Raw genomic sequence first — 25,476 nt, 5'->3', positions numbered from 1 at the left:
GCAAGGTTCAGCTGCCAGCATCGGCCTCCCCTTGCTGGAGAACCCTGACCATGCGCCTGATCAACCCCGCCCCGGCCCCTCTCGTCGCGAAGGAGCTGTCCATGCCCACCTCCGATCAACACGCCCTGATGCTGCTGCAACGGGTGACCAGACTCGATGACGCCAGCCTGCATTGCCGCGAAGTCAGCCTGGGCCTGTCCGAAGACCAGCACTACCTGGTGCTGACCCGCTACAGCGAGCACTACAGCCCTGAAGGCATGGAATGGGTCGAACGCAAGCACCGGGTGTCGGTGACCGAGCTGCTGCGCTGGGTGATCGAACAGGGCCAGCCGCAGAGCATTGAACGCGGTGAAACGCACAAAGCCTCGGCCTGAGGCCTGTAGGAGCGAGCTTGCTCGCGATGGACGTCAACGATAACGCGCGTTCACAGGGAAGAATGCGGCGCTCTCAGCATCATCGCGAGCAAGCTCGCTCCTACAGAATTTCAGGCGTGGAGCGACTCACCTCCGAGCTCCCCTCCTGCACAGACCTTCAGAGCTTCACCTCAACCGGCGCGCAGCCCTTCCCCGGCCGCCGGCCAGCTTCCCAGGCACAAATCATCGACAATCGCCTTGCCCATCTCGCTGAAATAATGAGCGGCCCAGGCATAGCGGTCGTCCCGCTCCAGCGCCGCGTCCCGAGCCAGATGCTTGGCGTGGAACAGCAATTGCGACACCTGCTCCAGGGCTTCGCGCAGCGGCACGTCCGGATTGCCCCGGAACAGCGAATGCTGGGCTTCGCCACTGGCGGCGAAAGTGACATGGCCGAGGGTCTTGATGGTCATTGCGCACCTCCGGCGTGGGCCTGGGTGCGAGGGGTGGTGGGGGGGAAGATACTGAGTCGAAACGTCCATGAAACCAGCTCCTGAGTGATGAGCTGCCACCAAAAAAGGCGGCACGCAACCACCTATTGTTTCTACGGGTTCCCAGGCCCTGTCGCTGGATTGGCAGCGACAACCCAAGCCTAGCGGGATACACGAGGTGTTCAATCCAGGCTTTGGCGCGAGATATTTCATGGATTCTTTTTGGGAATTACCTAGTGCCTTTGCCAAGGCTATGGCCATCACTATCTCCGACCATGCTGGATGTCAGTGACTCCTACAAAATTTCTTTAACTGATCTGACTTGCTGGGGGCTGCAGAAACTCTTCCAAAAACCCTCAAACCTCTTCGGCAGGCGCCGGCTTAACCTCTTCCCCACGAATACGAACCTCCCGACACGCCAACGCACTCAGCGCCAAACACCCCGCCGCCAGCGAATACACCCACACCGTCGATGCCACCGGCAGCAGCAAGCCGGCGATCAAGGGCCCGATCCCGGCGCCGATGTCCCGCCACACCGCATTGGCCGCCAAGGCCCGCACCCTTCCCGCACCCGGATGCCGTTGCGCCACCACCGTGACCACCAGCGGCAATTGCAGGGCCCGCAACACCAGCACCAAGGCGCCGCCGACGATCAGCCAATGGCAACCAAAACCCACCAGGGCCATAGAGGTCAGCAGGGAAAAGACGATCAACATCCGCGTCGCGCCCCAGCGCTGTGCGGCGATACCGCCCAGGGCACTGAGGAGCATTTCCGACACGTAGCGCAGGGCCAGAAGCCCGCCCGCCACCAGCACTGCATTGCCCGCCATCAGCTGTTCGGCCAGCAGCGACAGGCCAATGATGAACAGGCCGTCCAGCACCAGGCCTTCGATAAAGGACCAAACCGCCACACTGTCAGGGCGCTGGAAACGGCGGCTGGAGCTGGCCAGCGGATGGGGCCTATTCGGCAAGCCGAAGGCCAGGAGCATGGCGATCAACGAGGTCAGGGCCATAAGAAGGAAGATCACTCGCGGGCCGTATTCGACGCTGACCAGGGCGCCCAGGGGCAAGGCCAGCATCGGCCCGGTAGCGATCAGTGCTCGGGAGCGGCCAGTGCGGCGAGCAGCGCCGCTGGGCTCGGCGGTGGCCATGACCTGGGTCGAAAGGTTGAGGGCTGCGTAGCTCAGGCCCCAGCCCAGGCGCAACAGCAGCAGCCACCAGAAACCGGACAAGGTGGCGTAGCCCAGGGCACAGAGGGCCGCAGTAAAGGCAGCCAGCACGCAGACCGGGCGGTCGCCGCGGCGGGCGTAGAAACGCATCACATGGCTGTAGCCGAAGATCCGCACCAGTCGGTTGGCCGCCAGCAGCAGGCCGGCTTGGCCCAGGGTCACGCCGAAGGCTTCGTGCTGCATGGGCAGCAGCAGGTAGAGCAAGGTGTCGCCGGGCAGGCACAGGCCAAGGATCGCGGCGGCGCGGGCGGAGGCTTTATCGGTGGTGCGGGCGTGGGTATCGGGCATGGCAGGCAAACCGGCAGGTCACGGATGGTTTCAGCCTGACGTTCGGCCAAGGCACTGACAAACGCTTTTATTGCGCCACATAGGTGACTAAATTAGACACATGATCACTGACCTTCCCCCCTTGAACGCCGTCCGCGCCTTTGCCGCCGCCGCTCGCCACGAGAGTTTCAGCCGCGCTGCTGAAGAACTGCACGTGAGCCACAGCGCAGTGAGCCGCCATATCAAACTGCTGGAAGAGCACCTGGATGTGTTGCTGTTCGAACGGCGCATTCGCCAGTCGGTGCTGACCCCCGCCGGGCAAGCCTTCTATGAACAGGTCAGCGTGGCCCTGACCCAGATCGCCGCGGCCGCGGTTTCACTGCGCCGCGGCGCGGCCCTGCGCAAGGTGACGGTCAATGTGCGGCCGTCCTTCGCGGTGCGCTGGCTGATTCCGCGCTTGCCGCAGTTCATGGCGCTGTACCCGCAGATCCAGCCGGAAGTGGTGACCAGCACCCTGCTCCCCGACCCGGCCAAGGAAACCTTCGATCTGGTGATTCGTCGCGGGCGTTCGGGCTGGGCGCCATCGCTGCACCCTCAGCGCTTGCTGGAGGATGAAATCCTGGTGGTGGCCGCGCCATCGCTGTTGCAGAGCACAGCACTGAACAGCCCCAAGGATCTGGGGCGCCATACCCTGTTGGTCAGTCGTAGCCGCGCCAACGACTGGCAAAAATGGCTGGAACACTGCGGTCTGAAGCCACTGCGCCAGCCACCGACCTTGCATTTCGACCATCTGCACTTCGTGCTCCAGGCCTGTGTCGACGGCCTGGGGCTGGCGCTGTGCCCGGCCTCGTTGCTGGCCAAGGATCTGAGCAGCGGCCGGCTGGTCTGCCCGTTGCCGGAACTGCACCAGCCGCTGACCCGCTATTACTACGCGCTCGCCGCCGATGCCGCCCCCGAAGCCCAGGTGTTTATCGAGTGGATGCTGGCGCAGATTCAGCAGGACGCGGTGACTAATCGGACCCAGGTGCCCGCCCGGGCCAGCGGCGCCTGAGACGCTTTGTAGAGCCTGTGCATGGATCTGATTTAGGCACATCAGCCGTGCAATTAAAGCGTTTGTCAGGCCACCAACCGCGGAGCAGGCTGCGCCCCTTCAATGGCTCATTTCTGGAGTGCTGCATGGCAAGTTATGGACTGTTTTTACTGCTGGCCACCCTGACCATTCTCAGCCCCGGCCCCGGGGTGGTACTGACCCTGTCCAACGCCCTGCGCCACGGCTGGAGCGGGGCACTGCCGGGCATTCTCGGTATCGCCCTGGGCGCCTTTGTGGTGGCGGGGATTTCCGCCAGCAGCCTGGGTCTGGTCCTGGCGGCCTCAACCACTGCCTTTACCCTGCTCAAGTACATCGGCGCCCTGTACTTGCTGTATCTGGGGGTGAAGATGTGGCGCACGCAGAGTTTCATTCCGCCACTCCAGGACACTAAAAGCCGCCCCGCACGGCGCTTTGTCGAGGCCCTGTCGATCCAGTTGCTCAACCCCAAGGCCGGGTTTTTCTTTCTCGCGGTGTTCCCGCAGTTCATCCAGCCGCAAGGCGATTACTACAGCCAGTTCTTTGTGCTGGTGGCGTCCTACAGCCTGTTGGTGATTGCGCTGCACAGCGGTTACGCGCTGATGGCCAACGGCGCCAGGGGCTGGCTGTCCAGTCGCCGAGGGGCCAGGATCGTCGGCAAACTGTCGGGGATGACCTTTCTCGGATTCGGTGTGATGCTGGCCAGCGCCCATAAATAATCGGATACAAAAGCCTTGCCGCCGCCCCCACAGCCGACGTTTCTTCGACATCGGCTGCGCTACCATTGCGCCCCCTTTGCAACCGCCAGAGACCCCGCTGCAGATGCCACTGACTACGCCCGCCCCAGCCCTGCCCTCCGTTCTTGCCGGCCCGCTACTGCGCCGCCTGGAGCCAACGCGGCTGGTGCTGTGGCTGGTGGGTTCAAGGGCGTTGCCGCTGACCCTGCGCCTGCACCCCACGGGCGGCCCGGCCCTGGAACGGCCCCTCGATCAGCAGCAATGCCAGGTCATCCCCGTCGGGCGCCAGGCTTTTATCCATCTGATCGATGTGCCCCTGGACGACGCCCTGCCCCAGGACGTGACGATTGCCTATGACCTCTTGATCAACGACGCCGAGGACGGCGCCCGATCCATTGCCGACTGGGCGCCGCACCTGCTGTATGGCGATGCCAGGACTCCGGAGTTCGTGCTCCACAGCCGCATCGACAACCTGCTCCACGGCTCCTGCCGCAAGCCCCATCACCCGTCCACTGATGGCCTGCTCTGCGTCGATCGCCTGCTGGCGCAACAGCCCGAGCCCGCACAGCGCCCGGCCTTGTTGATGATGAGCGGCGACCAGGTGTATGCCGACGATGTGGCCGGGCCGATGTTGCGGGCGGTTCACGCCCTGATCGAGCGCCTCGGGCTGTTCGATGAAGAGTTGGAGGGCGCGGTGGTGGCCGACAGTCAGGCGCTGTACCGCCATGGCGCCAGCTACTACCAGCGGGCCGAACTGCTCCCGGCCCTCAAAAGCAATGAAACCCTGCGCGAGCGGTTTTTCGGCGGGGTGAAAAAGCCGATCTTCACCAGCAGCAATGCCGACAACCACCTGGTGACCTTCGCCGAGGTGCTGGCCATGTACCTGCTGGTGTGGTCACCGGTGCCCTGGACCCTGATCGCGCCCAAGCCACCGCAACTGAAGCCGGAACAGCAAACGCGCTACACCCGGGAACAGCAGCGCATCGATGATTTTGTCCAGGGCCTGGAGGGTGCCGCGCGGGTCTTCGCCCACCTGTCGTGCCTGATGATCTTCGACGACCACGACATCACCGACGACTGGAACCTCAGCGCCCAGTGGGAAGAAACCGCCTACGGTCATCCCTTCTCCAAACGCATCATCGGCAACGCGCTACTGGCGTACATGCTGTGCCAAGGCTGGGGCAACAACCCGGACGCCTTCGTGCCACTGCTGGAACAGACCCGCGCCTTGAGCACCACGCCACAAGGCCCGAAACACCTGCTGCAACGTCAGGCCCAGGACGATTTGATCGACCAGTTGCTGCGCTTTGCGCAGTGGCAGTACGTCTTGCCCAGCACCCCGGCCCTGGTGGTGCTGGACACCCGCACCCGGCGCTGGCGCAGCGAGTCCAACCTGGGCCAGCCCTCGGGCCTGCTGGACTGGGAGGCCCTGTGCGAACTGCAACACGAACTGCTGGATCACCCCTCGGCGATCATCGTTTCACCGGCGCCGATCTTCGGAGTCAAGCTGATCGAGACGGTGCAGAAAGTCTTCAGTTGGTGCGGCTACCAGCTGCTGGTGGACGCGGAAAACTGGATGGCCCATCGCGGTTCGGCCCAGGTGATCCTCAACATCTTCCGCCACTCGCGAACCCCGGGCAGCTACGTGATTCTCTCCGGCGACGTGCACTATTCCTTCGTCTACGAAGTGCTGATCCGTCACCGCCAGGGCGGCCCGCGCATCTGGCAGATCACCAGCAGCGGCATCAAGAACGAATTTCCCGCCGCCCTGCTGGAATGGTTCGACCGCCTCAACCGCTGGCTCTACTCGCCCCGCTCGCCGTTGAACTGGTTCACCAAGCGCCGGCGGATGAAGGTGATACCCCACGTGCCCGAGCATGCCGAAGCCGGGGAGCGGTTGTGGAATTCGTCGGGGATCGGCCAGGTGTTTTTCAATCAGCAGGGCCAGCCGGTGACCATCCTCCAGCACAATGCCAATGGCGCGGCGCCGACGCGAATGATCGCGCCAAGATAGAATCCGCTGTCGCCGGCCACCAGGAAGGACCCGCCCGATGGAAAAACAACCGTTGTATCGCAAGGTCAACACCCGGACCCGGGGCGTGGGGCACAAGAACTCACCGTCCTACGCCAAACAGCGTCACAGCAAGGCCCTCCTGGCCAGGGAACAGCAACGCGGCAGCATGCACTCCGACAAGCGCCTGGGGCTGGATTACACGCCGTTGTTCCGTTTTCTGCTCAGCCGGGTCGGCCAGCCGTGGGATGGGGTATTCAGCGAAGCGAAAGGCCGGCTGGATCGGGAAGAACCGATTTTCTGGTTGGTGGCCCTGCATGAGCACGAACAACAGGATTACGTGGGCCTCAGCGGTTGCGCCTATTTCAGCGGTCTGTACGTCGATACCCAGGGCCTGCTGCAGAAGGTCAATCCCCAGCTGAGCGCAGCCACCATGAGCCCCAATTGCCCTTGCTGCACTCACACCTTGAACGGGGTTCCCTTCGGCCGCCCCTATCGTCGCTGGTGAGCCCGTCGCAGCGCGCCTCATGCGGCGCGCAGATTGCCTCAGATCGATTGCCAAAGCCCCAGGAAGGAGCGCTCCGTGTCATCAGCAATCACCCCGCAACAGCGGGACGATATTCGCTACGTACTGTCGGACGCCTTTGTCGATAACGAGGTGGACTACGCCTATATCGCCCGCGAAACCCAGGCGTATGACCGGGCCGAGGTGGAGCGCATTCTCTACGAGGAGGTGGCGCCGGTGTGCTACACCAACCTGATGGCGGTGATCCCGGAAATCTGGCTGTGCTTCGCGCGCGAATCCTTGCTGGAGGCGATCGAGGAAAGCCTGGCGCTACGGCGCCGCAGCCGCTGGCAGGCGTTTCGCGTGCGCTTGTTCATCCGTTGGATCCGCTTTCGCGGGGCCTACATCTGGGAAGAGATCTGCAAGCACTACGCCCCCTAGCTTCACGCCCTATTGGGTTTTGGCGCTGCACAGATCGGTGGGGCGCAAAACCACCAGGTCCGGCAGCGCTTCGCCACGCTCATCGATCTTGCGCAGCCTCGCGGTGCACATCTGGTCCTGGAGAAACTCCATCTGATAGGTCGCGCCGGCCTCGGGCACGAAGGTCACGCTTTGTTCGCAGACAAAGCGGTAGTCCTTATCCATCCCCGGTTCCGTGTTGTAGAACATGAAGGCGAACGGACGATTGGCCGGAATCTTCAGCTCGTTGGCGCCAAAGCCTTCCTGACGGCGCATGCGGTCGGTGGCGGCGGTCATGGGGATGCCCAGGTTGCGGAAGTTGGGGTGGGCAATGCCGCGATGGGGCCGAACCATCAGCCCCGACGCGGGCCTGCTCCAGTCGATGCAATCGCTGTAGGGCACGCCACGCACCAGCCCCTGGGCGACGATGCGGATCAGCGCGGTTTCACCGGCATCGGCCGGCACCCGGTAACTCACGGTGGTGGCTTTGAGCTCGGAAACAAAGGCACAACCACCAAGCCCCAGGGACAGGGTCAGCAACAGGATCGAGCGAAGCCGCATGATTCATCCTTGATGGGAACGCCCGCACAGGCGGCGGGCAAAGGATGGCGATCTTACTCCGGCGCCACTGTGCCGCCACAGACTTTTCTGCGATTTCGGCAGCGGCTGCCGAAGCCCTCCGCGGCCCCCGAAGAGCACGAGCGCTTGAGGGCCGCGGAGGGCTTTTTCGCAGCCTGCGACAGCGGCTACAGAGCCGTTGCGGTGGTCAGTAGCGGGCGTCCGCCGGACGGCCACCGTTGGGCCAGTCCTTGACCTTGTCCGGGAAGTCCGGACGCGGTTGGTGGGAGAAGTACTCGGCCACGTCCAGGGCCTCCTGGTCCGACAGGCCGCCCTGGCCCAGGGGGAATTTCTCGTGGAAGCCGATGGGCATGTTGCGTTTGACGAAGGCCGCGGCGGTGTAGGTACGGGCCATGCCGGCACCGATGTTGAAGGATTGATCGCCCCACAGCGGCGGGAAGATCAGGCTGCCGTCGGCCCGTTTCAGGCCTTCGCCATCAGCGCCATGGCACACCGCGCATTGCTTGGCATAGACCTGCTTGCCGTTGTCGGCGTTGGGCGTGAGGGCCGGGTCGATCTTGCCGACACCGCGCCCGGCCACCTTGTCTTCGGGGCGAGTGTTCATTTTCATCCATTCGAAATAAGCCACCATGGCTTGCATGTCGGCACCGTTCACCGGCAGCGGCTTGCCGTGCATGGAACGGCGGAAGCAGCCGTTGATGCGCTCCTCCAGGGTGATGGTCTTGCCCGCCCGCGGCGCGTAGCCGGGGAAGAACGCCGAGACACCGACAAAGGGTGAACCGTCGGCCACGGTGCCGGCGTTGAGGTGGCAACTGGTGCAGTTCAGCGAGTTGCCGACGTTGTCCGGCAGCAGAGCCTTGGTTTCCAGGTGCAGGCGCATGCCGCGCACCACTTGCTCGGCATTCGGTGCCGCCAGCAGGTTGGCCAGGCGCGGGGTTTCGAACAGGGTGTTTTCCACCTGTGGGCTCAGTTGCGCACGCATCTTTTTCACTTGCTCGGCGCTGATGGCCGAGCCGTTGTTGCCCCAGCTGCTGCGGATAAAACTGAGGATTTCGGCAATCTCGCCATCCGCCAGCTGGGCGAACCCGGGCATGGTGTAGACCCGCGGATGAGCGGCGGTCTGCGCGGTCTGCCAGCCGGTCAGGGTGATGTGCAGCAAGGAGGTCGGATTGGCCGAGGCGACACTGGGGTTGCCCGCCAGGGACGGGAACATCTGCGGCACGCCGGCGCCGTCCTGGCGGTGGCAGTCGGAACAGAACTGCGCGTAGCCCAGGCCACCGCGAGAGGTGAACAGGTTGCTCGGCGGGGCCGCCGGAGTCAGGGCCACCGAAGGCATGGGCAGATCGTCTTTACCGGCCGGCAGGGACTTGAGGTAGGCGGCAATGGCGGTCAGGTCGGCGTCGGTGAAGTGCTGGGTGCTATGGTGGATCACGTCGGCCATGTTGCCGGACACCGTGGCGAAGCGGTTCTGCCCGGTCTTGAGCAGTTGCACCGTGTCTTCCACGGTCCACAGGTTGCGCAGGCTCAGGGCCCGCCACTCTTCCACCGTCTCACCGGCCAGGTAGTGCTGGCCGCCGGACTCGGTGTCGCTCATGGCCTTCTCCTGGAAGGCAATGCCCCGTGGCGTATGGCAGGAACCGCAGTGGCCCAAACCCTGGACCAGGTAGGCGCCGCGATTGAGTTGCTCGTCCTTGGCCGGATCGGGCTTGAACGGCTGCTTGTCGACGAAGGCCAGGTTCCAGAACCATAGGCCCCAGCGCTGGTTGAAGGGGAAGCCCATGTCGGCTTCCAGATTGCCCTGGGCCACCGGCTCCACGCCGTGCATCAGGTAGGCGTAAAGGGCGCGCATGTCCTCTTCGGTCATCTTGGCGTAGGACGGGTATGGCATGGCCGGGTACAGATGGCTGCCGTCAGGGGTGACGCCTTCGCGCATGGCGCGATCGAATGCTTCGAAGCTGTAGCGGCCGATACCGGTGTCTTTATCCGGGGTGATGTTGCTGGAGTAGATGGTGCCCATGGGCGTCTTCAGCTCCAGGCCACCGGCCATGGTGGCGCCGCCCTTGGCGGTGTGGCAGGCAATGCAATCGCCCAGTTGGGCCACGTACTGGCCACGCTGGATCAACTCGGAGTCGGGGGTGGAAAGCGCCGCTGCCGGGGTCGGCTCGCTGGCATGCAAAAGAGGTACGCAGAGCAGCGCGGCGCCCAGCAGGTACAGGCGCGACAGAGAAAAAGCCATCAGGTTATTCCTTTAAAATCCGCCTGGGGTGGTCCCCTCGGCCGATATCCACAAAGGTTCTTATTGGTTATCCCGGCCCTCAGGATGCGGGCCCGGGGCTCGATACCTTGTGGGTCCGAGCCTGTTGCCCTTGTAGCGGATTTTTCTGAAAACCCTGTTGATATGGATCATTGCGCCCTAGGCAATGTCCTGTATGCCGGCCCAGGTGGCGCTTTTACTCGCTGGTTTCCACCCCCAGTCCCGCCGCTTGCCAATCGGTGAATCCCTGCTCCAGACGCCGCACCTTGAAGCCCTTGGCCCGCAGCAGGGCTGCGGCATTGTGTGACAGCACGCAGTAGGGGCCACGGCAATACGCTACACACTCCTGATCAGCAGCCAATTCGGCCAGACGCTGCTCCAGCTCCTCCAGCGGGATGTTGATTGCCCCGGGCAAATGCCCTTGAGCGAACTCCTCCGGCGAACGCACGTCCAGCAGGGTCATGCCGCCTTCCTGCAAGCGTTGACGCAGTTCCTCACGGGATATGCCCTCCAGTTGCATCGGTTGCTGCTCACTGTCGGCCAGCAGTTGGCGAATCTGCCCATGGTTGTAATCGACGTACTGACGCAAGGCGCCCAGCAGACTGGCCAGCGGTCCCTGGCTGAGGCTGTAGAGCACCCGCTTGCCATCGCGCCGGGTCTGCACGAAACCGCCACGCCGCAACTGCTGCAGATGCTGTGATGTATTGGCCACCGACAGGCCCGAGGCTTCCACCAGACGCTCCACCGGCAGCTCGCCGCGAGCAATGTGCTCCAACAGGATCAGCCGGTGATGGTGACCGAGAATGCGCGCCAGCTCAGCCATCTCGACCAGGGGATGCTGGGGGGAAATCGAATCGCTCATTGACAGCTCCTGCTGCTTTATTGATCATTCAATCACTTAATTGAATGAAAACTTACCACGCCCGTGCACAAGGCTGAAGCACAGCCCGTCGCACTTCAAGGAGTCCGTAATGCATGAGTTCGTCGCGTTGATCTCACAGGCGCTGCTGTTGGGCATCGGCGCCACCTTGATCCTTGATCTTTGGACGCTGTTTCTGGCGCGGGCGCTGAACATGCCTGGCGCCAACTGGGCGATGGTCGGCCGCTGGATCGGGCATTTTCCTCGTGGGCGCTTCGTGCATCCAAGCATCGCCCAAGCCGCCGCGGTCCCCGGGGAGCATGCACTGGGCTGGCTGGCGCACTACCTGATCGGCGTCGGCTTTGCCGCCCTGTTGCTGCTGATCTGCGGCCTGGAGTGGGCGCGACAGCCGACCCTGGCACCGGCCCTGATCATCGGTGTCTTGACGGTGGCTGCGCCGTTCCTGCTGATGCAACCGGGCATGGGCGCCGGAATCGCGGCGAGCAAGACGCCCAAGCCGAATGTGGCCCGGCTGCGCAGCCTGATGGCGCATGCGGTGTTCGGGCTGGGCTTGTATGGGGCGGGGATGTTCTGGGCGTGGGTGTTGGGGCAGACTGCGTGACCTCGGCCCCGCAAGGCCAAGCATGCCCAGAGTGATAAAGCGATGAAACCGCCTGTATGCGAGCTGTGCCACAACGATTTTTCCTCAGAGATGCAGCATGCCGGAAGTGGCGGCGCCATGGTGCAGTTCGCCGATTACCGTCCACTGGGCGAAGGGTGCGCAGGACACCCTCATGGCTACGAGTGGTTCTGCGATGAACACCTGGCCAATGCCCAGGCCCTGGCTTCGCTGAGCTACAGCGATGCCATGACAGTGCTGACCCGGCAATATGCTCCGTTTGCGGACTACCCGCCCCTCGCCTCCAGTGATCCAGCGCTCTGGATCACCGAGGTGGGGCCCAACCCCGCGAAAGTCTTCGCGCTGATCAGGCAAGCCATGGGCGTCAGTCCCAGCGTGGCCAGGGACTTGCTGGCCGGCGGCCCCTTCAAGGTGAGCCAAGCCTGGCCACAACAGTTCAGGGTCTGGCAGGAGGCCCTGATTCAAGCGGGTACCCAGGTTGAAATACGCTATCCCTCGTCCAAATCCGCCTGGGCCGAGAAAGCCGACGCAGATAACGACTGATCCTGCTCCCCCATGCCGCCTGCACTCACAGGGGCTTCCTCACACCCGCGATCCCAGTCTGCTCCACGGAAACAATGGCCGTATGTCTACCCGTGTCCTACGCCGAGACTGACGTCTACGCTGGGCTCTGAAGGACTGGCCGGCGCCCTGGCCGGACCCGCGCTGAAGATCCTGGGCACTTGTGCCTAGGAATGGAATCAGAGCCATTTGTAACCTGATCATCGCCCGGCTTGTTTTCAGGCCCCCTCCGGAAGCTCTTGCCCATGCTCGAACACCTCGACCTCAATGCCCTGATCGCCGCCTACGGCTACTGGGTGATCTTCATCGGCTGCCTGCTGGAAGGCGAAACCGTGTTGATCCTCGGCGGCATGGCGGCGCATCAGGGCAGCCTGCACTGGCCGCAAGTGATCGGCTGGGCCACCCTCGGCGGCATCCTCGGCGATCAACTGCTGTTCTGGACCGGCCGTTACTCCGGAGCGCGCCTGCTGCCCAGGCTCAAGCGCCATCAGGCGGCCATCGAACGGGTCCAGGGGCTGATCCAGCGCTACCCTTCGACGTCGGTGTTCGCCGTGCGCTTTCTCTACGGCATGCGCCTGGTCGGCCCGATGGTGATCGGTGCCAGCGGCCTGGCGCCCTGGCGCTTCGCCCTGCTCAACGTGCTGGGCGCGGCGGTCTGGGCCGTCCTGTTCGTCAGCGCCGGTTACTGGGCCGGCGAAGCCCTGGAGCATTTCCTCGGTGACCTGAAACCCTACCGCCTGCCGATCTTCCTCGGGGTCCTGGCGCTGGTGGCCCTGATAGCGCTGGTGCGGCACCTGCGCAACCGGCGCAAGGCGCAGCAAAAATGAGCTAAAGGCCGCAACACATCGGGAATTTTCATACTGACCCGACGACTTTATTTCGTTTGTCCCGGCCCCCCGGCCCCGGCTTAGATAACGGCTCGTTTCCGGCACCCAGAGCCCGCATCCATGAGCCACGAGAACATCAGCCGTTCAATTTCCACCGTCCACCCGATCCGCCTCAGCCACGGACGCAACGCCGAGGTCTGGGACAGTGACGGCAAACGCTACATCGACTTCGTCGGCGGTATCGGCGTGCTCAACCTTGGGCATTGCCATCCGCGGATCGTCGCGGCCATCCAGCAGCAGGCCACCCGACTCACCCACTACGCCTTCAACGCCGCACACCACGAGCCCTACATCGAGCTCATGCAGCGCCTGGCGGACTTTATCCCGGTGCGTTACCCGGTCAGCGGCATGCTTACCAACAGCGGCGCCGAGGCCGCGGAAAATGCCCTGAAGATCGTGCGCGGGGCCACTGGGCGCAGCGCGGTCATCGCCTTCGACGGCGGCTTTCACGGGCGCACCCTGGCCACCCTCAACCTCAATGGCAAGGTGGCGCCCTACAAGCAGAAAGTCGGGGTGCTGCCGGGGCCGGTGTATCACCTGCCCTACCCCAGCGCCGACAACGGCGTCAGCTGCGACGAAGCCCTGAAGGCCATGCAGCGCCTGTTCAGCGTGGAAATCGCTGTCGAGGAAGTGGCCTGTTTCATCCTCGAACCGGTGCAGGGCGAAGGCGGCTTCCTGGCCCTGGACCCGACCTTCGCCCGGGCGTTGCGCAGCTTCTGTGACCAACATGGCATTTTGCTGATCGCCGATGAAATCCAGTCCGGCTTCGGCCGCACCGGGCAACGCTTTGCCTTCTCTGCCCTGAGCATCGAGCCGGACCTGATCCTGCTGGGCAAGAGCATTGGCGGCGGGCTTCCGCTGGGGGCCGTGGTGGGACGCAAGGAGTTGCTCGACGCGTTGCCCAAGGGCGGCCTGGGTGGCACCTATTCCGGCAACCCGATTGCCTGCGCAGCCGCCCTCGCCACCCTGGAGGAAATGACCGACGAGCACCTGCAAACCTGGGGCGAGCGCCAGGAACAGGCCATCGTGCAACGTTATGAGGGCTGGAAAGCCGATCGCCTGAGCCCCTATCTGGGACGCTTGACCGGGGTCGGCGCGATGCGTGGTGTCGAGCTGGTCAACGCCCAGGGCGAGCCGGCGCCGGAACAGTTGAGCGCCCTGCTCGGCAACGCCCGGGAGGCCGGGCTGCTGCTGATGCCCAGCGGCAAGTCGCGGCACATCATCCGCCTGCTGGCGCCCTTGACCACAGAACCTGAGGTGTTCGAGGAAGGCCTGGATATTCTCCAGGAGTGCCTGGCGCGCCTGTGATTCCCGGCGCGCCTCCGGACGCGGCTAGAACAGGTAGCCCATGTAGGTGGCAATGCCGCCACCGGCCTGTGGTCCGACGTTCATGCCCGCCATGACCACGGCGCCCTTGGCCGAACGCAGCAACTGCTCGTTGACCTTGATCGAAGCCATCATGGTCGCCGGGTTGCTTCCCAAAACGACCGCCAGGGCCAGTAGCTTGGGGTCCAGGCCGAACAGCAGGGCCGTGGCCGAACCGCCCACCACCAGTCCGCCACCGACTTCGGTATAGAAGCAAGGCCCGGTGATGTCGTCCTCGGTCAGGTCCCGGCTGCGAAGGGCATCGCTGACAAAGACCTTGCCGGTGCTGGGAAAAGCCTCCGCCGCACCGGCACCACTGACGCTCTTGCCCTTGACCTGGATATTGACCTTGCCGAAACGCGGCAGGCGTCCACCAAAGCCGGCGCCTACCCCCAGACCGCCGTAGCGATAGCTGACGTCCTTGCCCTGGGGCGAACGCAGGGTGATCGACCCACCACCGCCGGCCACGAGGGCGATGGTCAGGCCGCCGCCGCTGGCGGTCTGGTAGAGCCATTTACTTTCGTTGACCGGAATCGGAATGCTGAGGTTCATGGGGTCAAAGTCCTTTTGCTTTTTGTGCGGCTCGTCCGCGCTGGCTGATGACACCCACCAGGCCGGCCAGGGTGAATACCAAACCGATCAGGCCCAGCACACCGGGAGTGCCCCAGAGTGCCGCGGGGTCATCGATGACCGCGCTGTTGGCCGGCCGTTCGGGCTGGTAATAGACCCGCACCGGCTGATCCTTCTGGTAGCCGAAGATAAAGCCGCCCTGGGGGTAGGAAATTTTCTCACCGCTGCCGGTGGTAAAGGCGATCTCGGGGTGCGAACCACCGGCGTTCAGGTCACTGACGATACCGTCGGCGGTCTGGGCACTGGCGATGAATTCGCGACGCTCGAGGGTGAGGTTGCCGGCGATGACCAACAGGCCGATGCCGATCAGAACAAACAGCAGACCCTGAAGGATCTTGCCGAGGCGTGACGGGGTGGAGTTAGCCATGGGCTGTCTCGATATTCGTCCGTGAAAGAGGGAGGCCACGATAGCAAGAAACCTCCGACCAAAAAAACCGCTGCCGCGCGGCAAGCGCAATCTGGCAGCGGCGTTCAGGCGCCCGGGCCAGGCGGGTGAGCGTCTGTTGCCGACGCTTACAAACCGAATACCCGACGGGCATTGCCCTGGAGGAATTTGTCCGCAATGGCCGGCGGAAGTTCCAGGGCGCGCACCTGTTCCAGGCATTTTTTCAGCGACAGCTGGGGAAAGTTGCTGCCGAACAACACCTTGTCCTGGCCATAAGTGCGCATGAAATGCAGCAGCTGCGGGGGGTAATAGGCCGGCAGGTAGGCGGAGGTATCGATGTGAATGTTGTCGTGCTTCCAGGCCAGGCCGATCATCTCGTCGGTCCAGGGATGCCCGATGTGCCCGCCAACGATCACCAGTTCGGGAAAATCCAGGGCCACCTCGTCCAGGTACGGCACGGGCCGCCCGGTTTCCGACGGCATCAGCGGCCCGGTATGACCAACCTGGGTACAAAAGGGAATGCCCAATTCGATGCACTTCACATACAGCGGGTAATACCAGCGGTGATTGGGCGGCAGTTTCCATAACCAGGGCACGATGCGCAGAGCCTTGCAGCCCAGTTCCTTGACCGCTCGCTCCAGCTCGGCCACCGCCGCCACGGGCCGGCTCAGGTCCACCGTGGCCACGCCGACGAAACGTTCGGGAAAGGCCCGGGTGTAAGCCGCAATCTCATCGTTGCTGAACACCCAGCCCTCGGGCCGGCACCAGGCCGAGAGCATGAGTTTCTCCACCCCAGCCTGATCCATCAGTTCCACGGTCTGTTCAATGCTCAGGGCCTGGTCGAGCCAATGCGCGGACCCGGACTTCTCGAACAACCGCGCCACTTCCGGCAACAGCGCCCGGGCACGGCCGTTGGCCGGCTGCGCCCAGGCATCGATGGCTGCGAATTTCAAGGTCATTGGGCAGTCCTCCCTGATGTATTCATGATCGAAACCACAGGCTAGATCCGGACCTTGCCGCCAACAATGTCCGCAGCGCTCATCAGGCTTGACCCATGTGTTCAAGCCATGGATAAAGCTTTCCCCTTTTCGCCCCCTCGCAAGGACGCTCCATGACCGATCAAACCACCCCCGAACAATGGACACCCGCCGGCTGCCCGCCCCTGGCCTGGCCGGATCTGCCCGATCAGGCCGCGCGGCGAAGCTGGTACCTGGCGGTCATCGGCGCCTACGGCGCGCTCTGGGAAGGCCACGTCAACCAGCCGCAACTGTCACCAGTTGCCGAGGACGCCCTGCTGGCCCTGGAACAGCGCCTGGGCTGCCGCCTGCCCCCTTCACTGCGTGACTATCACCGGCAACTGGGGGTGCTGTCCCTGGCGGAAGTCCTGTGCAGCGTCGAGCCCGGAAACATCTGCATCCAGCCACTGCTGGAGGCCTACCCCGGTATCGTCGATATCCCCGAGAGCGATCTGGACCTGACGCTGGCGCATCAGTTGATCGCTTTCGGCGACTACCTGGGCAACGGCAATCTGTTCTGCTTTCACCGCGAAAGCGGCGCGGTCTACTACTTCGACCACGACACAGGCGCGGCGCTGACGCGCTTCTTCGACTCGCCCGAGGAGTACCTGGATGCCCTGATGCTACTGTGCCTGGCGGAGGTGTATGACGACGATGACGGCGGCGAAGCGCTGATCAGCCAGCGCTACGGCGAGGACCTGGTGCGCAAGTGGCGCTATTGACCCCGGCGCTTCATTTACCTGCCCCTGCGCGCTGCCGGGCGCAGTAGCCGTCGCCATTGGGCTGAGACTGCAAATCAGTGCAGCCGCCCCCCATGAACGTCGCCAGCGCGGCAAAGGGCAGCATGAGCATCACCTGCGCGATGCCCCGGGCCTGGGCATGCGGGTCCTCGACCTTGCGCAGAAAGTCGTGCTCAGGGGCCGCTGTTTCGGTTTGCAGGGTGGCCCAGAGGGTGTAGCGAAAGGCGTGTGCTCCAGGCCCCTGGCCACCGACACGCCGACAGGCGTCCAGCGCCTGGATGGCATAGACCTCCCCCACCTGACGCGGCGCTCCCGCCGGGCGGGCCTGACGGGCGTTGAAGTCATCGATCAGGGTGGTGAGCTGCATCTGGTCCGCCTGCTGGGCCGCCTGGCAATCGCCCTCGGCAGGGAACTCTCGGCTGGTGCGGGCCAGCGTATCCAGCCAGTTCCGGTAATCGGTGTAGAAACCGAACTGGCTGCCGTCCGGCAATTCCTGCTGATACAGCTTGATGGCCCCGACAAAGTGCTTGCCGGTGTCGGTCAGCCGCTGCACCTGTTCGCGGCTCAAGGGTTGATTGAGGGTGTAGCCATACACCTGCGGGCCCTCGACCGCCGGCCTGACCGGCGCCGTAGTACAAGCTCCCAGCGATGACAGGATGATCGCCAGGTTTAAAACACTGCACAGCATCCGTTGCATGACAGGCCCCAGGGCAGGTGGACGGCTCGTTGGCCAGGCGCGAGATTACGCCATTTCCCAGCCGCTGTTTCGGCCAGGCTTGCCGAAGCCTTAACCCAATCAGCAACAGGCATGCTGCTGCGACGCTGACGAGCGCCTGGTGCAATCTCAACGGCCCCTCTGCCCGACTTGACGCGCCCGAAGCAGCGCTCCATTGTCCCCGGCCCTGCCCCCCGAACAAGGATGCTCCATGCTTCAGCGCGTCATGCTCTGCACTCTGCTGACCGTCATCGCCCTGCCCGCGTTCGCGGCGCCGGCCAAGGTCGAACGCCGATGCGGCTGGTTCGAGAACCCGACCCCGGCCAACGCCACCCTGACCGACCGCGACGGCGTCTGGGAAATTGCCAGCCAGGGCGGTTATCAGGCCGAAGGCGACTGGCCCACCTTCAACGACCAGCAATGGGTACGCACCAACAATCATTACGGCTACGGTTGCGCCTGTGTCAGCGCCAGCGCTGATCCACGGACTCATCGCCTCGACCAGTTGCACAAGGCCCAGGCCCGCCCGCTGTCCGCCTGTCGCAACGATCCCAGGCTGTATGAACCCTTGCGGGAGGAAGACGGAATACCGGTATTGCCCGAGGATTCGCCACGCTTCAACGGACCGGGATTCAGCCTGCAGTACCCCAAAGGCTGGAAGCTCAGCCAGACGCAGAACTGCCTCACCCTAGACCATCCGAACAAACGCCCAAACGAGGAGTACACCCTGCACCTGTGCCTGCGGCAGGGCAGCCTGGAACAGGCCGCCGAGGAGCTGTTTTTCTATCAGGAAAACGGCGTCTGGATGCGCAGCGCCGGAAGGGATGCACCCAGCCCGGTGCAGGACATTTCAGGCCCCGGCTGGAAAGGCTTGCGGGCCTATCAGACCTGCGGCATCAGCGATGAGGAAACCGGTTTTCACGCCTATGGTGGCACCTGCCTGATGGCGTTGCTCGACAGTAGTCGGCGTCAGGTGGTGGCTGACAGCGTGGGGTTCTTCCAGGACTTCGCGACCCTGGACGCGATCCTGCACTCGATCCGCTTCGACCCGGTGCCAGCGGCGCAACAGAACCCGCACTAAGGCACGGCCCGATACAGGGTCTGCAGGTGGGACAGGCGCAGGCCGTAGTGCTCCAGGTTGCGCCGGCTTTGCGAGTTCAGCAGGGCGGTGGCCGCCACACTCTGGGCGCCGAGGGCGGCGGCCTGCTGCAAGCGATGGGCGATCAGGGCCCGGTGATAACCCTGGCCCCGGGCGGTCCGAGCGGTAAAGGCGGTGCCCAGGTAGGCCAGCGCGTTGTCAGCGATGAACAGCGCCGCCCCGGCCACTGCAACGCCCTGCTCGCGCAGCAGGTACAAGTGCCCACGGTCCTCATTGAGCAATCCACCGAAGGCCGCCTGATTGACCGGTCGGGCCGCCGCAGGCGTTTTGAAACTGTCCCCGTGCAGCACGCAGAAGTCTTCCAGGGTCAAGGCCGTCACCGGTTCGATATCCAGCGCCGAAGAGGGCGCGACACGCGGGTCCACCGAGGCGAACAGCTGCCCGTGGGTCCAACCCTTGAGACGCTGCAACGGCTGCCCGTCAAGCTCCAGGGTGTTCGCCACCTTGGCTGACTCAGCGATCAAGGCGATTGCCGGGGCGTAGGCCGCGCAAGTCTGTAACAGACCGACAAGGCTGCGCGCCTGTTGCCCACAGTCGCCATGCACCCGGTTCATCATCGGACTGGGATTGCCGGCGACCACGAAGGCGCCACACTCCGGCTCGCCCAACAGGCTGGCCCGATAGGGGTTGCCCGGCAGATTCGCCAGCCCCTGAACCCGCGCCCGCAGGTATTGGGCCTCCGCATATTCAAGGGCCAGCGCGCGACGGCGGTCCATATCAGCGGTTGCCCACCGGTGTTTCACTGACCCAGGGCACGCGCACCTGTTCGGCGATGCCGGCGGCCTGCTGCTGCAGGACGTCCAGTTTCGCGCGGCGCCCGAACACCCCAGTGAAATGCAGCAGCAAGCGCCCGGCAAACCCCAGGGCATCGCCACGCTTGCGCGGGATCAGGTGCAGATGGGCATGGGGGATGTGCTGGTTGGTGGCCCGACCATCATTGACCAGCAGGTGGGTGCCTTCGACGCCGTAGCCGGCACGCCGCTGCGCGGCCACCAATCCATCGAACACCTGATACAGGTGCTGGCGGACAAAGCCGGGCAGTTGCTCGAGCTTTTCCACATGAGACTGGGGAATCAGCAGCACATGGCCCCGCCCCAGCGGATGCACGTCCATGAAGGCCATGCAGTGTTCATCGCGGTAAACCACGGCCGCCGGCAGGGTGCCGGCGACGATCTGGCAGAAAATGCAGTTCATCCCTGAATCCTCAAGTGACAAGGTGCGTCCTGGCGAGCGCGGCCAATGTAACCCAGCTTGTCCCTTGAAGGCCCGCTCCTTGTCGGCCCGAGTGCCGAACCGGCCGGCGGATCAGTCCAGGGCCAGGTAGGCCCGGGCGTCGACCTCGATCATCACCGGCTGCCGAGTGTCCTTGAGGCTCTGCAGCAAGTCCTGCAGCTGCCCTGGCGTGTCGGCGCGATGGTGCGCCACGTGGAAGCTTTGGGCCATGGCCTGGAAGTTCGGGGTGAGGATGTCCACCCCCAGCGGCGCGATGTCCCGGGCCTGCATGTAGTCGCGGATCTCGCCGTAGCACTGGTTGTTCCACACCAGCAGGATCACGCCGATCTGCGCTTCCTTGGCGGCGATCAGCTCGCTGCTGGCGAACTGCAGGCCGCCGTCCCCCACCAACGCCACCACCGGACGCTCGGGCTGTGCCAGCTTGGCGCCCATGGCTGCCGGCAGGCCGTAGCCCAGGGTGCCGTAACCGCTGCCGGCGTTGAACCAGCTGGCCGGGGCCGGTGCCTGGTAGCCGCAGGCGCCCTGGTACACCGGTTGGGTCGAGTCGCCCACCAGGATCGGGCTGCCCAGGGTGTCGCGCAGCAGGTCGAGCAAGCCCTGCAAGCCTTGTTGCTTGGGCGTCCAGCCGGTGCGTTCGGCCTGGTTCACGCGCTGCACGCTGTCCAGCGCCCAACGACCGCGAGCGCTGGGTGGTGCCACTTTGCCAAGCAAGGCTTGCAAGCCTTCCAGGGCATCGCCCACCAGGCCGACATGGGCCCGTTGCACGCCCATGACCTGCATCGGGTCGATGTCCAGGCGGATCAGCGACCCCTTGAAGCGCAGCGGCCCGAGGCCGAAGAAGTCGTAGTCGGTTTCCCCCAGTTCGGTGCCCACGGCCAGCACCACGTCGGCCTCATCGATCAGGGCCCGGCCATGGGCCGACGACTGCACGCCGTCGAGCAGCAACGGGTGGCCACAGGGCAGCAAGCCGCGGGCGTTGGTGGTCAGGGCCACCGGCGCTTGCAGGCGTTCAGCCAATTGTCGCAGGACCTCGGCGCAACCGCGGGCGCCGCCGCCGGCCAGGATCAGCGGCCGGTGGGCACTGTTGAGCAAGGTCGCGGCCGCCTCGATCGAAGCCCCGGCAGGCGCCGGTGCACCGGGCAGGCTGCGGGGCATGAGGTTGAGGTCGGTGGCGGGCATGTCCAGCACATCCAGGGGAATCTCGATGTGCACCGGCCGTGGCCGCGCGCACTTGAACACGGCAAAGGCACGGGCCAGGAGCTCCGGCAGTTCCGCAGGCGATTGCAGGGTATGACTGAAGGCACAGACCCCGGCCACCATCGCCCGCTGGTCCGGCAGCTCATGCAGGTGGCCATGGCCCAGGCGCAGGTGCTCGCGACGGTTGACCGTGGAAATCACCAGCATCGGCACCGAATCGGCGTAGGCCTGGCCCATGGCGGTGAGGATGTTGGTCATCCCCGGACCAGTGATGATGAAGCACACTCCCGGCTTGCCGCTGGCCCGGGCATAGCCGTCGGCCATGAACCCGGCGCCCTGTTCGTGCCGCGGGCTGACATGGCGCAGGCGGCTGCCGTGCAGGCCGCGATACAGCTCGACGGTGTGCACGCCGGGAATCCCGAACACCGTGTCCACGCCATAACCTTCCAGCAAACGAACCAGGGACTGGGCACAGGTGGTCATCGACTACTCCTCTTGTTCTTATGCGTCCGGACGACACCCTGCGCCCGGCTGATGTCGAGGGACATTAGTCGCTGCACCCAAGGGGCAACAATCGAAAAAAATCGCCGCGATTGCTCAATAAAATTCACGCTTTGCCATTGCGCCGGGGTTCCGGGTGCAGGCGGGTGATGCCCTGCAGCTGGGATTTGACCCATTCGCTGAAGGCCAGCACCACCGGGCGCTCGGCCTTGAGCAGGTCGGCCACCAGGTAGTAGCCGCGGTTGGATTCGATCTCGGTGCCGAAGGGTTGCACCAACTGCCCCCTGGCCAGGGCCTCGCCGCTGATCAGGTTGTCGCCCATGGCGATGCCCTGGCCGGCGATGCAGGCCGACTGCACGAAGTGCGCGTCGGCAAACACGATGCCCCGGCGCACATCGACATTCGGCGCCCCGGCCGCCGCCAGCCAGACCCGCCAGTCGGAGTAGTCGATCATGTGCAGCAGCAGGGCGTGGTCCAGGCTGTCGAGGGTTTTCAAACCGCCCATGGCATTGACCAGGCTCGGGCTGCACACCGGGAAATAGCGCAGGGAGACGATCTTCTGCACATGCTGGTTGGGCCAGTCGCCCATGCCGTAGGCGACGAACAGATCGACGCTGCTGTCGCTGGTGTCGCCCGGGGTGCGGGGTGAAACCAGCTGCAATTCGACCTGGGGATACAGCGCCTGGAACTCGGCGATATGGGTGCACAGCCAATAGGTGGCGAACCCCGGCGGGCTGCTGATGCACAGTCGCCCACTGACCTGCTGGCCGTCGGAGCGCTGGCCGGCCTCGAGGATATTGGCCAGCAGCAGGTGAATGTCCCGGGCATAGCGCTCGCCCTGGTAGGTGATGCGAATGCTGCGGCCCTGGCGCTCGGTCAGGGCAAACCCCAGGGTCTGCTCCAGGCTCTTGATCTGGTGGCTGATGGCGCTGGGGGTCAGGTTCAGCTCATTGGCGGCTTCGGCGACACTGCCCAGGCGGGCCACCGCGTCCAGCGCGCGCAGAGCGGTCATGGAGGGATAACGCATACCGATCAGGCCTCGACTGCAAAAAACGAGTGCCAGCACCATAGCCGCAATCGCGATCCGGCAATAGCCTTGCCCGTCGCCGAAAAAATCCCCGACTGCTGAAAAAAATTACCGCATCGGGCTAAAAATGCTCGATTGACCCCAGGCCATCGATGGCTAATTCTCCAGCCCTACCCTGTGCCGGGTACTGCCCGGCCATCGCACAATAACAAGAGGGTCGACCCTTGCAATCGCAGCCCAACTCCGTCAATCCCGTGGTGGCGATCGATGATCTGCACAAGAGCTACGCCGATCACCACGTGCTCAAGGGCATTGCCCTGCGCGCCAATGAAGGTGAAGTGGTGTCGCTGATCGGCTCCAGCGGCTCGGGCAAAAGCACCCTGCTGCGCTGCATCAACCTGTTGGAAATCCCCTGCAGCGGCAGCCTGCGCATCAATGGCGAAGAAGTGCGCCTGAAGACCGATCGCGCCGGCAACCCCCAGGTGGCCGACCCGGCCCAGGTGGCACGCTTGCGCACGCAATTGAGCATGGTGTTCCAGAGCTTCAACCTGTGGCCCCATCGCAGCGTGCTGGAAAACGTCATCGAGGCGCCGGTGTATGTCCTCGGCGAAGACCGCAAGGACGCCATCGCCCACGCCGAGCACCTGCTGGAAAAAGTCGGCCTGGCCAACAAGCGCGACGCCTTCCCGTCCTTTCTCTCCGGCGGCCAGCAACAACGGGTGGCCATCGCCCGGGCCCTGGCCATGCGGCCCCAGGTACTGCTGATGGACGAACCGACCTCGGCCCTGGACCCGGAACTGGTGGGCGAAGTGCTCAAGGTCATCCAGGGCATCGCTGAGGAAGGCCGCACCATGATCCTGGTGACCCACGAAATGGCCTTCGCCCGGGATGTGTCGAGCAAGGTGATGTTCCTTCACCAGGGGCTGGTGGAAGAGGAAGGCCCGCCGCAACAAGTGTTCCTCAACCCGGTCAGCGAACGCTGCCGGCAATTCGTCATGGCCCAGGAAAACCGCGTCTGACGTCCCGCTTCAATCCTTGAAAACAACAACTTCGATAAAGGGTAAAGCCATGAAAAACCTGCTCAAGGTGCTCGCCACCGGTTGCCTGTTCAGCGCATTGGCCAGCCACGCGGTGGCCGCCGACAAGATCGTCTTCGGCATCGCCCTGGAACCTTACCCGCCGTTCTCGATGAAAAGCGGCAACGGCGACTGGAGCGGCTTCGAACCGGAGCTGATCAAGGCCCTGTGCGAACGCATGCAGGCCCAGTGTCCGCTCAAGGAAGTGGCCTGGGACGGTTTGATTCCGGCCCTGCAATCGAGCCAGATCGACGCCATTCTCAACTCCCTGAGCATCACCGAGGAGCGCGAGAAGGTCATCGATTTCTCCGCGCCCTACTACCAGACCCCGGCCATGTGGGTCGCCGACCAGAGCCTGGAACTGGTCACCACCCCCGAGGGCCTCAAGGGCAAGCTGATCGGCGTGCAGGGTTCGACCTCCAACGCCACCTTCGCCAAGACCTACTACGGCAAGACCTCGACCCTGCGCTACTACACCACCCAGGACGACATGATCGCCGACCTGCAGAGCGGGCGGATCGACGTGATGCTGGCCGACGCCCTGACCATCGAACCGATCCTCAAGACCACCGCCGGGGCCGGCCTGGCGGACAAGGGCCTGGCGCCGAAAGACCCGCTGTTCGGTTCCGGCATCGGCGTCGGCCTGCGCAAGGGCGACAGCGCCCTGCAACAGCGGATCAACACCGCCCTGGCCTCGCTCAAGGCCGACGGCACCTACGACAAGATCCGCAGCCGCTACTTCAGCGTCGACATCTCTGCCAACTAAGCCGTCCGGTGCGCCCGCTCGCGCGGGCCGCCGGCGTTGACTGGATACGTCATGATTTCTCTGTCCGACCTTTCCCAACTGTTCGTCGCCGACGGCTGGCTCGGCGCCCTGGCCCAGGGCGCGCTGGTGTCCTTGCAGATTTCCGCCGGGGCCTTCGTCCTCGGCCTGGGCATCGGCCTGCTGGTGGCGATGATCAAGCTCAAGGGCCCGCGCTGGCTGGTGAAGCTGGCCAACGTCTATACCACCCTGTACCGGGCCATGCCCGAGCTGCTGCTGATCCTGCTGCTGTACTACGCCGGCACTGACCTGTTGAACATGGCCATGGCCGCCATGGACCGGCCAAGTGTCACGGTCAACGGCTTCATTGCCGCGGTACTGGTGCTGGGGATTGTCCAGGGCGCCTATTCGGCGGAGATCATCCGCGGCGCGATCCAGGCCATTCCCCACGGCCAGATCGAAGCGGCGCGGGCCTACGGCATCGAGCGCTGGCTGCTGGTGCGGCGCATCCTGCTGCCGAGCATGCTGCCCTACGCCATGGCCGGGCTGTCGAACCTGTGGCTGGTACTGGTCAAGGACAGCGCGCTGATCAGCATCGTCGGCTACAGCGAACTGCTTTCAGTCGGCAAACAGGCGGCCGGTTCCACCAAGCACTACCTGGTGTTCTACCTGGCGGTCGCGGCTTTCTATTTCGTCATTACCCTGGTGTCCGGCAGCCTGTTCCGGGTGCTCGAGCGTCGCACCAATCGCTGGCTGCCCCAGCACTAGGAGACT

Annotated in this window: 28 protein-coding genes; 15 read left to right on the top strand and 13 right to left on the bottom strand. The window is 64.3% G+C overall.

What is annotated here, in order from left to right; translation table 11 throughout:
* Positions 1-101 precede the first annotated feature (101 nt).
* Complete coding sequence (locus L1O02_RS06095) at positions 102-374, top strand: hypothetical protein (protein WP_232513178.1); 273 nt, start codon at positions 102-104, stop codon at positions 372-374.
* 170 nt (positions 375-544) lie between these two features.
* Here L1O02_RS06095 and L1O02_RS06090 read toward each other — a convergent pair whose 3' ends face one another.
* Positions 545-823 carry a DUF3077 domain-containing protein gene (locus tag L1O02_RS06090; RefSeq protein WP_108545261.1) on the bottom strand — a complete coding sequence of 93 codons (279 nt, stop codon included), beginning with the start codon at positions 821-823 and terminating at the stop codon, positions 545-547.
* Between the two features lie 374 nt (positions 824-1,197).
* On the bottom strand, positions 1,198-2,358 hold the full coding sequence (locus L1O02_RS06085; protein WP_060844538.1) for an MFS transporter: 1,161 nt from the start codon (positions 2,356-2,358) through the stop codon (positions 1,198-1,200).
* Between the two features lie 100 nt (positions 2,359-2,458).
* Between L1O02_RS06085 and gcvA the strand changes: the two genes are divergently transcribed.
* The 5 genes from gcvA to L1O02_RS06060 all read left to right on the top strand — a co-directional run bounded on the left by gcvA (position 2,459) and on the right by L1O02_RS06060 (position 7,097).
* Positions 2,459-3,388 (top strand): transcriptional regulator GcvA, encoded by a 930-nt coding sequence (gcvA, locus tag L1O02_RS06080; RefSeq protein ID WP_235759698.1) that lies wholly within the window; start codon positions 2,459-2,461, stop codon positions 3,386-3,388.
* Between the two features lie 125 nt (positions 3,389-3,513).
* The gene (locus tag L1O02_RS06075; protein ID WP_235759697.1) at positions 3,514-4,122 is read left to right on the top strand and encodes a LysE family translocator; all 609 of its coding nucleotides are present in this window, start codon (positions 3,514-3,516) and stop codon (positions 4,120-4,122) included.
* 103 nt (positions 4,123-4,225) lie between these two features.
* Complete coding sequence (locus tag L1O02_RS06070) at positions 4,226-6,154, top strand: alkaline phosphatase D family protein (protein WP_235759696.1); 1,929 nt, start codon at positions 4,226-4,228, stop codon at positions 6,152-6,154.
* Between the two features lie 37 nt (positions 6,155-6,191).
* Entirely contained in the window at positions 6,192-6,659 is a 468-nt protein-coding gene (locus tag L1O02_RS06065) for a hypothetical protein (protein ID WP_235759695.1), read from the top strand.
* A 75-nt stretch (positions 6,660-6,734) separates the two neighbouring features.
* On the top strand, positions 6,735-7,097 hold the full coding sequence (locus L1O02_RS06060) for a hypothetical protein (RefSeq protein ID WP_173664420.1): 363 nt from the start codon (positions 6,735-6,737) through the stop codon (positions 7,095-7,097).
* 9 nt (positions 7,098-7,106) lie between these two features.
* Here the strand turns inward: L1O02_RS06060 and L1O02_RS06055 are convergent, their stop codons facing one another.
* From L1O02_RS06055 to L1O02_RS06045, 3 genes are all read right to left on the bottom strand, one after another.
* A complete protein-coding gene (locus L1O02_RS06055) occupies positions 7,107-7,676 on the bottom strand; it encodes a hypothetical protein (protein WP_235759694.1) in 570 nt (189 codons plus the stop codon).
* A gap of 205 nt (positions 7,677-7,881) precedes the next feature.
* Positions 7,882-9,930 (bottom strand): c-type cytochrome, encoded by a 2,049-nt coding sequence (locus tag L1O02_RS06050; protein WP_235759693.1) that lies wholly within the window; start codon positions 9,928-9,930, stop codon positions 7,882-7,884.
* Between the two features lie 214 nt (positions 9,931-10,144).
* Positions 10,145-10,810 (bottom strand): metalloregulator ArsR/SmtB family transcription factor, encoded by a 666-nt coding sequence (locus L1O02_RS06045; protein WP_235759692.1) that lies wholly within the window; start codon positions 10,808-10,810, stop codon positions 10,145-10,147.
* Positions 10,811-10,919: 109 nt separating this feature from the next.
* On the opposite strand from L1O02_RS06045, the gene L1O02_RS06040 reads away from it, so the two are divergent.
* From L1O02_RS06040 to L1O02_RS06025, 4 genes are all read left to right on the top strand, one after another.
* Positions 10,920-11,429 (top strand): DUF2938 domain-containing protein, encoded by a 510-nt coding sequence (locus tag L1O02_RS06040; RefSeq protein WP_060840906.1) that lies wholly within the window; start codon positions 10,920-10,922, stop codon positions 11,427-11,429.
* Between the two features lie 42 nt (positions 11,430-11,471).
* A complete protein-coding gene (locus L1O02_RS06035) occupies positions 11,472-11,990 on the top strand; it encodes a hypothetical protein (RefSeq protein WP_060840907.1) in 519 nt (172 codons plus the stop codon).
* Between the two features lie 263 nt (positions 11,991-12,253).
* On the top strand, positions 12,254-12,835 hold the full coding sequence (locus L1O02_RS06030; protein WP_060844544.1) for a DedA family protein: 582 nt from the start codon (positions 12,254-12,256) through the stop codon (positions 12,833-12,835).
* Positions 12,836-12,955: 120 nt separating this feature from the next.
* Positions 12,956-14,203, top strand: coding sequence for an aspartate aminotransferase family protein (locus tag L1O02_RS06025; protein ID WP_235759691.1), 1,248 nt, complete (start codon positions 12,956-12,958; stop codon positions 14,201-14,203).
* Positions 14,204-14,227: 24 nt separating this feature from the next.
* On the opposite strand, the gene L1O02_RS06020 is transcribed toward L1O02_RS06025, so the two are convergent.
* Genes L1O02_RS06020 through L1O02_RS06010 form a run of 3 tightly spaced genes read right to left on the bottom strand, consistent with a single transcriptional unit; the run spans position 14,228 to position 16,234 of the window.
* Entirely contained in the window at positions 14,228-14,812 is a 585-nt protein-coding gene (locus tag L1O02_RS06020; protein WP_102860366.1) for a hypothetical protein, read from the bottom strand.
* Positions 14,813-14,816: 4 nt separating this feature from the next.
* Positions 14,817-15,347, bottom strand: a complete 531-nt coding sequence (locus L1O02_RS06015; protein WP_060844547.1) for a DUF3592 domain-containing protein — start codon at positions 15,345-15,347, stop codon at positions 14,817-14,819.
* Between the two features lie 56 nt (positions 15,348-15,403).
* Positions 15,404-16,234, bottom strand: coding sequence for an amidohydrolase family protein (locus L1O02_RS06010; protein WP_108545253.1), 831 nt, complete (start codon positions 16,232-16,234; stop codon positions 15,404-15,406).
* 152 nt (positions 16,235-16,386) lie between these two features.
* Here L1O02_RS06010 and L1O02_RS06005 point away from each other — a divergent pair, with 152 nt between their 5' ends.
* Complete coding sequence (locus L1O02_RS06005) at positions 16,387-17,013, top strand: SMI1/KNR4 family protein (RefSeq protein ID WP_108545252.1); 627 nt, start codon at positions 16,387-16,389, stop codon at positions 17,011-17,013.
* 10 nt (positions 17,014-17,023) lie between these two features.
* Here L1O02_RS06005 and L1O02_RS06000 read toward each other — a convergent pair whose 3' ends face one another.
* The gene (locus tag L1O02_RS06000) at positions 17,024-17,728 is read right to left on the bottom strand and encodes a hypothetical protein (protein ID WP_146189193.1); all 705 of its coding nucleotides are present in this window, start codon (positions 17,726-17,728) and stop codon (positions 17,024-17,026) included.
* Between the two features lie 229 nt (positions 17,729-17,957).
* Here L1O02_RS06000 and L1O02_RS05995 point away from each other — a divergent pair, with 229 nt between their 5' ends.
* The gene (locus L1O02_RS05995; RefSeq protein WP_235759690.1) at positions 17,958-18,827 is read left to right on the top strand and encodes a DUF4087 domain-containing protein; all 870 of its coding nucleotides are present in this window, start codon (positions 17,958-17,960) and stop codon (positions 18,825-18,827) included.
* Here L1O02_RS05995 and L1O02_RS05990 read toward each other — a convergent pair.
* From L1O02_RS05990 to L1O02_RS05975, 4 genes are all read right to left on the bottom strand, one after another.
* Positions 18,824-19,621: a GNAT family N-acetyltransferase gene (locus tag L1O02_RS05990; protein WP_235759689.1), complete on the bottom strand. Its 798-nt coding sequence runs from the start codon at positions 19,619-19,621 to the stop codon at positions 18,824-18,826. The genes L1O02_RS05995 and L1O02_RS05990 overlap by 4 nt on opposite strands.
* A gap of 1 nt (position 19,622) precedes the next feature.
* Complete coding sequence (locus L1O02_RS05985) at positions 19,623-20,099, bottom strand: HIT family protein (protein WP_235759688.1); 477 nt, start codon at positions 20,097-20,099, stop codon at positions 19,623-19,625.
* A gap of 111 nt (positions 20,100-20,210) precedes the next feature.
* A complete protein-coding gene (locus L1O02_RS05980) occupies positions 20,211-21,818 on the bottom strand; it encodes a 5-guanidino-2-oxopentanoate decarboxylase (protein ID WP_235759687.1) in 1,608 nt (535 codons plus the stop codon).
* 124 nt (positions 21,819-21,942) lie between these two features.
* Positions 21,943-22,863, bottom strand: coding sequence for a LysR substrate-binding domain-containing protein (locus L1O02_RS05975; protein ID WP_060842013.1), 921 nt, complete (start codon positions 22,861-22,863; stop codon positions 21,943-21,945).
* A 224-nt stretch (positions 22,864-23,087) separates the two neighbouring features.
* Between L1O02_RS05975 and L1O02_RS05970 the strand changes: the two genes are divergently transcribed.
* From L1O02_RS05970 to L1O02_RS05960, 3 genes are read left to right on the top strand one after another with little or no spacing between them, the layout of a single operon-like run.
* Positions 23,088-23,882 carry an ATP-binding cassette domain-containing protein gene (locus tag L1O02_RS05970; RefSeq protein ID WP_016966681.1) on the top strand — a complete coding sequence of 265 codons (795 nt, stop codon included), beginning with the start codon at positions 23,088-23,090 and terminating at the stop codon, positions 23,880-23,882.
* 49 nt (positions 23,883-23,931) lie between these two features.
* Complete coding sequence (locus L1O02_RS05965; protein WP_060840928.1) at positions 23,932-24,705, top strand: transporter substrate-binding domain-containing protein; 774 nt, start codon at positions 23,932-23,934, stop codon at positions 24,703-24,705.
* 51 nt (positions 24,706-24,756) lie between these two features.
* Complete coding sequence (locus L1O02_RS05960; protein ID WP_047305985.1) at positions 24,757-25,470, top strand: ABC transporter permease subunit; 714 nt, start codon at positions 24,757-24,759, stop codon at positions 25,468-25,470.
* Positions 25,471-25,476 lie beyond the last annotated feature (6 nt).

The organism is Pseudomonas sp. BC42 (genome assembly GCF_021560055.1).
Taxonomy (GTDB): Bacteria; Pseudomonadota; Gammaproteobacteria; order Pseudomonadales; family Pseudomonadaceae; genus Aquipseudomonas.
Note: the sequence above shows the minus strand (reverse complement) of the source record. Positions and strands in the feature narration are given on the sequence as shown.